Origin of the sequence: Syntrophotalea sp. (genome assembly GCF_050253115.1) — a bacterium.
Taxonomy (GTDB): Bacteria; Desulfobacterota; Desulfuromonadia; order Desulfuromonadales; family Syntrophotaleaceae; genus Syntrophotalea; species Syntrophotalea acetylenica.
Genome location: NZ_JBFWJQ010000080.1, coordinates 1 through 11,646 on the forward strand (window position 1 = coordinate 1; position 11,646 = coordinate 11,646).

Consider the following 11,646-nt stretch of genomic DNA (forward strand, 5'->3'; position numbering starts at 1 on the left):
GATGAAAAAACTGCGGCGGGGGTTGCTGCCCGATTTGCAGAACCGTTTGAAAATGGGCGACCTCGCATTCTGGCATTTCAGGGATGCCATGCATATGTCCGATTCGCCTGAGACGCAAATATCCAATCTGGTGCTGCATTACGATATTCTGAGGTTGATGGACCAGGGTTTTCCCGATTATGCGTCGGATCCGATCATCGGCATGCTGGCATCGTGTGGCGAACTGCTTATATTGACACTCCGGGAGTGCCCGGAGGTACTTTGCCGACGTTGTCTGCAGCGGCGTCGCAGAACATGGCGCCTCCTGGCCAGCGGGCGTTTCCGTCTGTTTTGCCAGCGCTACAGGCGGCTTGGCCGAAAAAGTCGCCTGTACAGTGCCCCCTCGGAGGTCATGGCGCTGTACGAGAACTGGTTCGGGTTTTGCGCGACGCTTGCCGCCACTGAACATCTCGTCGTTCACAGTTTTTACCCCGAAAAACCCTTGGCAGGTTTCACGGCGACGCTGACCGTGTAATGGGGGAATGCCATGCCGCATGACGCCGAAATATCCGAAAAACGCATGGTGTTTATCGCGGGTCTGCATCGCAGCGGCACTTCCCTGCTGCACGATATCCTGCGCTCGCACCCGGATATTTCCGGTTTCCGGGATACCGGCGTGCCGGAAGACGAAGGGCAGCATCTGCAGACGGTTTATCCTGCCGCCAGGGTGTTCGGCGGTCCGGGTCGTTTCGGATTCCACAAGGCCAGCTGTATGGCGGATGACCATCCCCTGGCCACGCCTGAAAACGCCAAGCTTTTGTACGAACAGTGGCGGCCGCATTGGGATGTCTCCAAACCCGTGCTTCTGGAGAAATCTCCGCCGAATCTGGTGCGCACCCGGTTTTTGCAGAAATTGTTTCCCGGCAGCCGGTTTATCGTTGTGCTGCGCCATCCGCTTGCGGTAGCTTATGCAACCCGCAAATGGTGTCATTCCAGCATTCCCGCCCTCATTGAACACCATTTGCGTTGTCATGAGCGATTTATCCTGGATATGGTCATTCTTGATCATGTGCGGATCCTGCGTTATGAAGAATTTGTCCGGTGTCCCGCGTTTCATGTTGACAAGCTTTGCGATTGGCTCGGTGTCGACAGGTTTCCCTTTGATCAGCAGGTTCGCACCGACATCAATGCAAAATACCTGCAACAGTGGCACGCAGACTGCCAGGGTGTGAGGGGCTGGGGAATAAAAGCCGTATGTTTCGCGCGATGTTTTGAAAAACGGGCGGCGCGTTTCGGATACAGTGTCCGCACACCGGAAATCCTGTCCTCCGGAGCTTTGCCGGTGATTGGAACGGATATTTTGGATGAAACAGATGAAGTTTCGGAAAAAACTTAAAAAACTTGTCTGTAAGAGTTTACGGCATCCCTGGGTTTTATGGGGCAGAAAGGACTATGTATTCATTCTGAGCCACATGCGAAGCCGGTCGACGCTGCTCTCGCATATTCTTGGCAGTCATCCCCGTATTTGCGGTTATGCCGAGATGCACCAGTCCTATGAAACTCCTGTTGATCTTCTCTGGCTGCGGCACCAGCTCCAGCAGCGTGGGGAAAAAAGCCCTGTCGGACGATTTGCGCTGGATAAAATGCTGCACGATGCGCAAATCCTTTCCCCCAGCATATGCGACCATCCCCATATCAAAAAAATATTCCTGCTCAGGCCGCCGGCCGAAGCGGTAAAAAGCATTATCCATATGGGCCATACGCTGAAAAATGTAGCCTGGCATACCGATCCGGTTGCGGTTTTCAGCTATTACAATCAACGGCTGCAAACCCTTGGCAATTACGCAAAACGGACAAAGATCCCGGGATTTTTTATCGAATCCGGGGATATGATCCAGCGCCCCGGGAGGCTGCTGGAGGCGCTGTCGGCCTGGCTGGATCTGGAGGCAAAGCTGCAGTCAACCTACTCCACGTTCAGATACACCGGGCAGGAAAAGCACGGCGACCCTTCCGCCAACATCAAGGCCGGGAAGATTCTTTCCCAAAAATCCGATTACACCACCATTGTTCTCGATGAAAATCTGCTTTCAGCAGCTCATGAGAATTACCTTTCCACATGCGAAACCATGCAAAGGCATTGCGTTACGGCTGATTCCCTGCCGTTTCAGCATGTTTGAGGATGCCGGCGGTGGCGGATCGATCCGCGGCGGTGCTGAACATTTTCTTGAAATATTGAGTCATCGCCATGCGCGCATATTGGCCGGCGCGGGTGCCGATGTAATCCTCGTGGGCCACGAGGACGGCGACGGCCAGATTGGCCTTGCCGCTCAGCGCTCTGGCAAAACCGACGAACCAGTCATAGCGGATGTCGTGGGTCTGGTTGTCCATCGACCCGGTTTTGCCACCGATCTGAAGCTGTGACAGGATCTCGTCCTTATCGTGGCCCTGGAATGATTTGCGGGCCGTGCCCGAGGTGATGGTGGCTTCCATCATCTGGCCGAGAACCGCCGCCGCTTTCGGGGACATGATCTGACAATCGGGGGATTGCCTGCCCTGATAGAGAAGATTGCCTTTACTGTCGAGTATGCGATCGACAAGGGATGGCTTCACGCTACGCCCCTGATTCAGGACCGCGGATACCATGATCGCCCCGTGCAGTGGGGAAATGGTGGTATCGCGGTTGAAGCCGCTGGCGATTTCAGCCCAGTTGTAAGGATCGTCGGTGATCTGGAAGTGACTCGGCTGCAGGGTCATGTCAAAGTCGATGGTTTCATTGAACCGGAACGTTTCGGCGGTTCTCGCCAGGACCGTTTTTCCCAGACTGTGCTCCCCGAGTTTCCCGAAAACCGGGTTGATTGATTGTGCAAAGGCTTCTTTGAAGGAAACCGTGTTGGTGTGCTTGTTGACCTTTTGGGTAAGTTGCTGCTTGTAAAGGGTATGTTTGTAGCCATTGAAACGCATGGTTGAATCGGCGGAGTAGTTACAAATGTCGACCGCCGAAGCCGCGGTTACGATCTTGAAAATGCTCGCGGCCGGGAAGTTGCTGCGCAGGCAGGGATTGCCGGCGGTTCCGGTCTTGTCATAGCCCGCCATGGCAAGGATGCGGCCGGTGTCGGCATCCATGACCACGATGCCGATATCCCGGGAATTTTTGCGGTCCATGTTGGACAGCAGGTAATTCTGCAGGTCCTGGTCCAGGCTGGTCTCGATCTGCAGGGTCTGCTGACCGAGGTGCAGTTGCAGACGTCCATCTGTCAGATTGTCAAAAGACTGCCGGTCCAGCAGTCTGCGAATATCGTTTTTGCCGGAGATTGCCGGGGCACTTTGCGGCACGGGCGCCGCTGCGGTAGCAGTTACCATGTTTTTGGCCACGTCACTCTTGATCAGCGACTGGCAGCCGAACACTCCCGCGGAAAACATAAGGGCGAAGGCGCAGATTTTTCTGCCGATGCGACGTTTGCGCAATGACCCAACCTGTGGATTCCTGCGTACGTTCAGCCGCATTCCGCCTTGATTCTGCAACCCGGACTGAAAACCTCGCCAACCGCCCGGACCATCCGATGGTAATGAATTTTTTTTACGCATAGTTTATATGTGACATGCCCTGAATCGGCCATGTTGATCATTGGATGAATGGGCGCATGCATGCCGCCCGCGCTTTTCGAACCATGGGTTTTTCAACGGCGCACAATAGCATTTATATGCCATTTGGCCAACCACTTACTTTTCTTTTTCAGTAGCTTCCAGCGCTGCAGGCAATGTCCCGGGCTTCCGGTTCCGGTAAAAAGCGTATCGGCTCTTTTCATAAGTCCGTTGCCGTGGATATCGGGAAATGTCTGCAGATAGTTTCCAGATGCAGCGGATCCATCTGCTGGAATTCCACATCGATTCCCGGCACCTGCATGGCATGTCCCCAGGCACAGAAATGGCGTATTTCAACCTGCACCGGCGGAATCCGGGGTATGTCCCTGAAGCGCACCCAGGCCGTTTTCGTGCCCTGCCAGTCTTGATTTGATATTAAAAAGCAGCCTCCCCGAGAGATGTCGAGGGTGACGGTTTTTTCCGCCTGCGCCTCGGCGCAATTCGCGTCCCTGCTCAACAAAACGTTGAAATGGATTCGATATCGGGGCGTGACCCGGCATACCCGCGCAGGGCGGTGACGGCAGAACATTTCCAGAAAGGCTCCCAGAGGGTCGGCCTTGTCCAGACTGCGTCCCAGGACCATGCCGCGGATTTTACGGTTTTTTTCATCCCATCGCGCACGAAACGTCGGATAGATTTCTGAAAACCGCTGGATTGTCGGTTTGTCCTTGTGGGGCGCGCGTACCGCTGTCAATACATCCAGAATCAGGCCGTTAAAGGGCCTGTTCCGTAGGATCTGCTGCATTTCCTCGATGCTTTTGGCGACTTCACACTCCGAACCCAAAGTCGATACCGCCTTGCGGTAGGCCTCCGTTGCCTTTGCATTGGTTGAAATGATGAGAACTTTGTTCATGGATCCGATTTGTCCGGGGTTGAAAAACCAGAGAGTTTTCATCCGGAAACGGCTCTTTTCCGCCGTGGCGGCGTCAATCCGCAGGCTTGCTTGTGCGGCGTACCGATGTACGCCTCCGCGCAACCCCTTGATTTCCTTGCCACAACGAAAAATTGCTCGATTCCCATATGAAAACTAACCTGTATCCATCCGGAGTTTCCAGATGGATACCAGAGAGTTCATGTTTTATATAAAAAAGTCGGGAAAAGACATAATGTCACATTTCCACGCTGTCATGCCCTTTATGATAGCAGATTTTTCAAGACCCGGTTCTGAACATCCGTAAGAGGTGTCAAGGGTCAGTGTTATTAAGCAGGGCAAAGCAGGCGACTATGGATGGTATCCATCCGGAGTTTCTGGACGGATATTGATAACCCATCTTGATCCGACGTGTACAGATTCTTTTGCTCCGCTGACGGAAGAAAGCGCAGTCGCGCGGATTGCGGAGACTTTGGGCCATGCTGTTTTAGTCAATGGGACAGGCGTTCTTCCTCCAGGTATGTGATTTGTGCTTGAATAAATCCCAAAAACCGGATATAAGGATATTATATGGTTGCTCCATGCCTTCGAGGGTAAAGATCCGCGGATATTTTACCCGCCGGTCGTATCGAACAGGGCAAGGCCAAAGGGTTTTATGAGGATGCATCATTGCAGCAACATTGTCAGAAAAGGACGGGCAATGTTTTTCAGCGAACCTCCGGAGATTTCATGAAGCGCGTTTTGTTTGTTTGCACTGGAAATTCCTGTCGCAGCCAGATGGCCGAAGGATTGGTCAATCATGATTTTGCAGGGAAAATCAAAGCGTTTTCAGCCGGAACCGAGCCGCATGGCCTGAACCCAAAGGCGGTGCAGGTGATGGCCGAAACCGGTATCGACATCACCACGCAAACCTCGGATCATCTCAATAAATACGATGGCCAGAGTTTCGATTACGTTATCACGCTGTGCGGCGACGCCAATGAAAAATGCCCGCTCTTCATGGGCGGAGTCAAACGGTTGCACATGGGGTTTGACGACCCTCCCAAAGCCACCGGAAGCAGCGAAGAGGTGCTTGCCGTCTACCGGCGGGTGCGTGATGAAATTCGGGAAAAGTTGGCTGAATTTTTTAAAAGCGAGTTAAATTGAAGCAAACGACGGATCTATTCAAGGCATTGGCGCATCGGACACGGTTGCAGATTATCTGCCTTCTCCTCGAAGGCGAGGTGTGCGTGTGCAAGATCATGCAGGTTCTTGACCTGCCGCAATCGACAGTCTCACGCCATCTGGCCGTTTTAAAAAACGCCGGCCTGCTGGAAGACCGTCGTGACGGAACCTGGGTTCTTTATTCCCTGGCCAAGGGGCACGACACTCTGGTGGACCAGTTGCTGGATATGCTTGAAAGTCACCTTCCGAATACCCGGGAAGGAGCCATGGGGCGCAAAAAGCTTCTGGATTCCATGGAAAAAAGGTACTGCTCATAAATATTTTCGGTCAATATATCCGAAAAAAGGGATATAGATTGTCCCCCATGGGAGAAAGGTGAAACGATGGACAGCCCGGACGAGAAGAACAAACAGACCCCGCAAAAAATCCTTCGCGATGTCATGCGACTGTGTGCCGATTGCGATACCTGCCGCACCATGATGGAAGAAGATTGCGCCTTTTTTCTCGAGCTTTACAAGCTCTGGGACCAGGAGCATGAGGATGGCATACCCATAACGGAAGAACAGCTCCGCTATCTGGCCGAACTCTGCACTCTCTGCGGGCTGTGCCCCTGCCAGAAAATCCCCATGGATGTCATGGAGGCCAAGAGCCGCTTTATCGAACGGGAAGGGATGCCGCTGGCGACCCGGTTGCTCAACGATGTTCCGCGCATGGCCCGGCTGTGTGGTGCTTTTCCCGATCTGGTCAAGGCGCTGCAATCGAACAAGGTCTCCGGCCCCCTGCTGCGTAAAGCCCTCCGCCTGCACCCCGATCGGGATTTGCCTTCTTTTCCAAAGGAGAATTTCTTCCAGTGGGCAAAGCGCCGGGGACTGGACCGGCAGCGATCAGGCAATCATCAGGTTGCCTACTTTGCCGGATGCACCGCCGGCTATCTGTTTCCCGCCATCGGGCGCAGCGTGGTGGAGATCCTGGAACACAACGGAGCGACGGTGTTTGTCCCGCTCCAACAGTGCTGCGGCATGCCGTTTCTGGCAGAAGGGGACCGAAAACGTACCCTGGAGTTGGCCGAGGCCAACATGAAAAAATTACTCGAAACCTGTCAAGCCGGCAACGACCTGATTTATTCCTGTCCCACCTGCGGTTTTTTTCTGAAAAAACTGCTCAAGGAAAAAGCCTATTATTCAGAAACATTTCAGAAATCGGTGAACGCGGCCGACGATGAATTCAAGGTGCCCGCCCCGGAAAAGGGAGAAGGGCAGTTCTGGCATCTGAAAAAGAACATGTATCATCATCTCCTGAAGGATGACGGCTATTTTGCCAGCATCGATCCCATGGCGCGGATTGAACTGGCTGATCATCTTTTCGATTTCGGCGTTTACCTGAAAAATCTCCTCGATAAAGGCAAACTCGCCACCGATTTTGCACCGATCCCGAAACGTATGGCCTATTTTGCTCCCTGCCATCTGCGGGAGCAGAAAATGGGGCGTCCCTACCTCGATCTTTTGAAACTGATTCCGGAATTGGACATCGAGGCCGTCGGCAGCGATTACGACTGTTGCGGCATGGGCGGGGTTTTCGGCTTCAAAGAGCATTTCCATGAAAAGTCGCTGGATCTGGGCGAACCGCTGATGAAAAAATTTCACGCTCATAATCCGCAGGCGATCGTCACGGACTGCATGAGTTGCCGTTTGCAGTTCAAGCACTGCCTGCCATATCCCGTTTACCATCCGGTCGAAGTGCTGGCGATGGCCTATGGTGGTAGCGCATCCTCTGAATAAGAGCGATACGTCAATACAAGCCGGGGCGAGGGGTACGCATTTCGTTTGCCCAAATTTTAAAGACCCCGGTGCAAAACCCGAAGGAGATTCATCCATGAACAATCAATCCGGCGCGTCTCCGGTAACCGAAGACACGCTTTCAAACAATTTTTTCAGTAAATTTCTCGGCATTAAAATCGGCCTGTTGCTGGTCGCATGGTTCATGCTCTATCGCCAGCTTTTACCCCTTTCACGTTTCCTGACTTATGACCTGTTCGGGTTGCGGGCGGAATCGCATTTGGGATCGGCGGTGGAATTCTTCCTGTACGATACCCCCAAGGTGTTGATGCTTCTGGTTCTGGTCGTATTTGGCGTCGGCATATTGCGCAGCTTCATCACGCCGGAATGGACGCGCAAAATCCTCGCCGGCAGGCGCGAAAGCACCGGGAATGTGCTGGCTGCCCTTCTTGGTGTGATAACGCCCTTTTGCTCCTGTTCGGCAGTTCCCCTGTTTATCGGATTCGTCACCGCCGGCATTCCGCTGGGGGTAACCTTTTCCTTCCTTATCTCCGCCCCGATGGTCAACGAAATTGCCCTGGTGCTGCTGTTCGGCCTGCTGGGTTGGAAGGTGGCCACCCTGTATTTCGTTACCGGCATCGTCATCGCCACGGTAGCGGGCTGGACCATCGGACGCTTGAAACTGGAAAGTCATGTGGAAGACTGGGTGCGGGAAATGCATGCCAACGCCGCGGCAACGCCTGACACGACCATGACCTGGGAAGAGCGGGTCGGTTTCGGCCTCGACGCCGTGCGGGACATCGTCGGCAGGGTGTGGCTGTATGTGGTCATCGGCATTCTGGCCGGGGCTGCTATTCACGGCTTCGTGCCGGAAAACTTCATGGCCGGTATCATGGGCAAGAGCGCCTGGTGGTCGGTGCCGGTTTCTGTGTTGATCGGCATCCCCATGTACACCAACGCCGCCGGCATGATTCCGGTGGTCGAAGCGCTGCTCGGCAAGGGCGCCGCGCTGGGTACGGTGCTGGCCTTTATGATGAGCGTCATCGCTCTGTCCTTCCCCGAGATGGTGATTTTGCGCAAGGTCCTCAAACCGAGGCTCATCGCAACCTTCATTGGCGTCGTCGGAGTGGGTATCCTGCTCGTCGGTTACCTGTTCAATCTTGTCATTTAGTTTCCATCCGGAAACGGCCCTTTTCCGCCGTGGCGGCGTCAATCCGCAGGCTTGCTTGTGCGGCGTACCGATGTACGCCTCCGCGCAACCCCTTGATTTCCTTGCCACAACGAAAAATTGCTCGTTTCCCATATGAAAACTACGCTGTATCCATCCGGAGTTTCCGGATGGATACTAGATAAATTTCTTGCTTCCCGTACGGAAACCATGCTGTGTTTATCCGCAGTTTTCGGATCGATACGATAGTATGCCAAAAGGCGTTCATTTTCCCTCTGCGGAGTATCCATTGTCGATAGACTGCCCGCTGTGCCGCCATGGACACACTGATTTTTACCATCGGGACGAGCGCCGTTCCTACCGTCAGTGCCGCCGTTGCGATCTTGTGTTTGTTCCGCCAGCGGACCGTCTGTCTCCGGCTGAGGAAAAAGCCCACTATGACCTGCATGAAAACGATCCGTCTGATAGGGGCTACCGCCGCTTTCTGTCGCGGTTGTTCGAACCGATGCGAGAGCGTGTCCCGGTCCCGGCGCGGGGATTGGACTTTGGCAGCGGGCCCGGGCCGACCCTGTCGCTGATGTTCGCCGAGGCGGGGTATGACATGGCTCTCTACGATCCCTATTATGCGGCGGACAGTGGAGTGCTGCAGGGGCGTTACGACTTCATTACCGCCAGCGAGGTGGCGGAACATCTCTATCGGCCCGGTGCGGTCCTTGCGCAACTTCATGGTTTGCTGCGGCCCGGTGGCTGGCTGGGCCTGATGACCAAGCTGATATGCGACCGGGCGGCCTTCGCCACCTGGCATTACAGACGGGATCCCACCCATGTCTGTTTTTTTTCCAGCCGGACCCTGGCCTGGTGGGCGGAGCAGGCCGGTTGCGACATTTTTTTTATCGGCCAGGATGTCATCCTGCTGCACAAACCCCTGTCTTCCGCTTTTACATGAACCACTTTCCCTTCCGAGGTGGTCCCTTTGCACCTCAGCGGTGTTCATCAACAGGCATCGCCAGCCTTGCCTTAAATCCGCCAATGGATCTGCTTTCGTTAGCATTGTCCATGATGGTGGTCTCGTGAATGCGGGAAAAAGCTTGCGCCGATGTTTGATTTGTTGTCGTGTAGCATTTATTATTGAACGAAGTTTGATGGTTCTACATGGTTCAGTCGCGGTTTTTGGATCGTTATGGGACTCCGCTGTGGTTGCCACTGGAAATTGATCTGCTTCCTCTTTTGAAAAGGTCACATGTCCGCAGCACGAAAAAACATAGCGCTGACCATCGGCCTTTATCTTCTTCTCGGCTCCGCCTGGATTCTCGGAACGGATTTTTTTCTGGGGCGGTTTTCTTCCGGCTTTGACTCAATTATTGTGTGGCAAACGGTCAAGGGGCTGGTGTTTGTGCTGGGGACCGCCGTCTTTTTCTACGTGGCCATGCGCAGCAATGCCGCAAAAGGTACGGTCGCGGCGGCGCTTTTGGACGGTGCTTCCGCGGACTCCCCGGACCGTAAAGGTCTTTCTTCCACCAGTTACCTTCGTCCCTGGGCGCCGCTGGGAATATTTCTGGTCATGATCCTGGTGCTTGCCGCGTCCGGGGCCGCTGTCTATCTGCAGGCATCGCGGACCGTGCGTGCCAATGCCCGCACCGCATTGCGTAATGTGGCCGGCTTGAAGGCCCGGCAGGTCGATGCGTGGCGCAAGGAGCGGCTGGGGGATGCCCGGACCATTACCTACGATCCGGTTGTCATGGCGTCATTCAGGGCGTGGCTGGCGGATCCCGCAGGTAGAACCGCGGCCCCGGAGCGTATCCTCCGCAGGCTGGATGCCTTTCGCAAGGCGTACGGGTACCATGCCCTGCTGCTGTTTGACAGCCGAGGCGTTCTGCGGGTTGGAAGATCGGACCATGAAGCGGTTTTTACCGGAAATGCGTTGCTGAAAAAAGCCCTGCAGCAGGGTCATCCGATTTTTTCGGCCGCATATTTTCCGCAAGACGGATGTCCGCAGGTTGTCGATTTCGTTGTGCCGTTGCATGCCGAGGTTGCTTCCGGTGCGGAAGTTTTCGGTGCTCTCGTTTTTCGCATGGCTCTCGAAAACGAGCTGTTTCCCGATCCCCAATGGTTGCCCGCCGATATTCAAGGCGCCGAAACTTTCCTGGTTCAGCGTGAGGCGGGCGCGGTTCCGCTGGGGGTTCCGCTGTCGAGGGATGCTGGCCGGGGACCTGTTGTCAACCCTGACCAACAAGGCGAGTCTTTCCATTCGTTTTTTTTGCGTGCTTTGCGGCAAGGGCAGGCGGATATTGTGGATCACCACGGTATGCCGGTTCTCGCCGTGCTGGAAAAAGTGCCCGATTCGGATTGGCTGGTTCTGGCCAAGGTCAACCGTGTCGAAGTCGAGCGACCTCTCAAGCGTCTCGGTGCCGCTTCAGGCATGGCGGTGCTGTTTCTGATTGCGGCTTCGGCCGCCGGCATCGTGCTGTGGTGGCGACAGCAGATGGCGGGGTTCGCCGTGGCCAGACTCCGGGAACAACTGCAGAGGCAGGCGCTGCGCAAGCACCTGGAGTATTTGACCCGGTTTGCCAACGATATCATTCTGCTGCTCGATGGCGAGGGCACGGTCGTCGAGGCCAACGACCGCGCCATCAGCAGTTACGGTTACCCTCGCGAAGAACTGATCGGGAAGCACGTCCGCGAACTGCGGGCTCCGGATACGCTGGGCGATTTCGATGCGAGGTGGAAGGATGCTTACGATGGCGGGGTGCTGTTCGATACCGTTCACCGGCGGGCGGACGGCAGCTGTTTTCCGGTGGAGGTCAGCGCCCGGAGGGTGGAAGCTGACGGACGCGTCTGGTGCCAATCGATCATTCGCGACATCAGCGAGCGCAAGCACGCCGAGCAGCGTATCCAGAACCTTACCCGGCTTTACAATGTCCTTAGTGCGATAGGAAACCCCCCGGCTCTGCCGGGGGACTTGTAAAGTTTGACAGTACCGGGAGTAAATGAAAGCCTCCCCTCTGTGAACCGCTCAAAGTTCTCAGGAAAGGAGGCTTTCGATGGGC

At 54.9% G+C, this 11,646-nt stretch carries 11 protein-coding genes; 9 read left to right on the forward strand and 2 right to left on the reverse strand.

The genetic code is table 11. The annotated features are described in order from the left end of the window. The 3 genes from AB7E65_RS09085 to AB7E65_RS09095 form a co-directional block, all read left to right on the forward strand. Positions 1 to 514: hypothetical protein (locus AB7E65_RS09085; protein ID WP_428745730.1), on the forward strand; the 514-nt coding region annotated here is incomplete at its 5' end. 12 nt (positions 515 to 526) lie between these two features. Further along, positions 527 to 1,375 carry a sulfotransferase family protein gene (locus AB7E65_RS09090; RefSeq protein WP_428745731.1) on the forward strand — a complete coding sequence of 283 codons (849 nt, stop codon included), beginning with the start codon at positions 527 to 529 and terminating at the stop codon, positions 1,373 to 1,375. Further along, complete coding sequence (locus AB7E65_RS09095) at positions 1,353 to 2,156, forward strand: sulfotransferase (protein ID WP_145926427.1); 804 nt, start codon at positions 1,353 to 1,355, stop codon at positions 2,154 to 2,156. Before AB7E65_RS09090 ends, AB7E65_RS09095 begins: the two co-directional genes overlap by 23 nt. Here the strand turns inward: AB7E65_RS09095 and AB7E65_RS09100 are convergent. Continuing rightward, positions 2,122 to 3,444 (reverse strand): penicillin-binding transpeptidase domain-containing protein, encoded by a 1,323-nt coding sequence (locus AB7E65_RS09100; protein WP_428745732.1) that lies wholly within the window; start codon positions 3,442 to 3,444, stop codon positions 2,122 to 2,124. The two genes, AB7E65_RS09095 and AB7E65_RS09100, sit on opposite strands and share 35 nt — an antisense overlap. 337 nt (positions 3,445 to 3,781) lie before the next feature. Further along, complete coding sequence (locus tag AB7E65_RS09105) at positions 3,782 to 4,474, reverse strand: hypothetical protein (protein WP_428745733.1); 693 nt, start codon at positions 4,472 to 4,474, stop codon at positions 3,782 to 3,784. A gap of 747 nt (positions 4,475 to 5,221) precedes the next feature. On the opposite strand from AB7E65_RS09105, the gene AB7E65_RS09110 reads away from it, so the two are divergent. The 6 genes from AB7E65_RS09110 to AB7E65_RS09135 all read left to right on the forward strand — a co-directional run bounded on the left by AB7E65_RS09110 (position 5,222) and on the right by AB7E65_RS09135 (position 11,564). Then, positions 5,222 to 5,638, forward strand: a complete 417-nt coding sequence (locus AB7E65_RS09110; RefSeq protein WP_428745734.1) for an arsenate reductase ArsC — start codon at positions 5,222 to 5,224, stop codon at positions 5,636 to 5,638. Then, positions 5,635 to 5,973 (forward strand): ArsR/SmtB family transcription factor, encoded by a 339-nt coding sequence (locus tag AB7E65_RS09115; protein ID WP_428745735.1) that lies wholly within the window; start codon positions 5,635 to 5,637, stop codon positions 5,971 to 5,973. The genes AB7E65_RS09110 and AB7E65_RS09115 overlap by 4 nt, the downstream gene beginning before the upstream one ends. Positions 5,974 to 6,039: 66 nt before the next feature. Then, on the forward strand, positions 6,040 to 7,434 hold the full coding sequence (locus tag AB7E65_RS09120) for a heterodisulfide reductase-related iron-sulfur binding cluster (protein ID WP_428745736.1): 1,395 nt from the start codon (positions 6,040 to 6,042) through the stop codon (positions 7,432 to 7,434). 94 nt (positions 7,435 to 7,528) lie between these two features. Next, entirely contained in the window at positions 7,529 to 8,602 is a 1,074-nt protein-coding gene (locus AB7E65_RS09125) for a permease (protein WP_072287440.1), read from the forward strand. Positions 8,603 to 8,894: 292 nt separating this feature from the next. Then, entirely contained in the window at positions 8,895 to 9,545 is a 651-nt protein-coding gene (locus AB7E65_RS09130; protein ID WP_407703135.1) for a class I SAM-dependent methyltransferase, read from the forward strand. Between the two features lie 294 nt (positions 9,546 to 9,839). Beyond that, the gene (locus AB7E65_RS09135; protein WP_428745737.1) at positions 9,840 to 11,564 is read left to right on the forward strand and encodes a PAS domain-containing protein; all 1,725 of its coding nucleotides are present in this window, start codon (positions 9,840 to 9,842) and stop codon (positions 11,562 to 11,564) included. The last annotated feature ends 82 nt before the right edge of the window (positions 11,565 to 11,646 follow it).

What these genes read in the sequence shown, in the direction of transcription:
- AB7E65_RS09090 (WP_428745731.1), top strand. Translation starts at nt 527, where the DNA reads ATGCCGCATGACGCCGAAATATCCGAAAAACGCATGGTGTTTATCGCG.
- AB7E65_RS09095 (WP_145926427.1), top strand. Translation starts at nt 1,353, where the DNA reads ATGAAGTTTCGGAAAAAACTTAAAAAACTTGTCTGTAAGAGTTTACGG.
- AB7E65_RS09105 (WP_428745733.1), bottom strand. Translation starts at nt 4,474, where the DNA reads ATGAACAAAGTTCTCATCATTTCAACCAATGCAAAGGCAACGGAGGCC.
- AB7E65_RS09110 (WP_428745734.1), top strand. Translation starts at nt 5,222, where the DNA reads ATGAAGCGCGTTTTGTTTGTTTGCACTGGAAATTCCTGTCGCAGCCAG.
- AB7E65_RS09120 (WP_428745736.1), top strand. Translation starts at nt 6,040, where the DNA reads ATGGACAGCCCGGACGAGAAGAACAAACAGACCCCGCAAAAAATCCTT.
- AB7E65_RS09125 (WP_072287440.1), top strand. Translation starts at nt 7,529, where the DNA reads ATGAACAATCAATCCGGCGCGTCTCCGGTAACCGAAGACACGCTTTCA.
- AB7E65_RS09135 (WP_428745737.1), top strand. Translation starts at nt 9,840, where the DNA reads ATGTCCGCAGCACGAAAAAACATAGCGCTGACCATCGGCCTTTATCTT.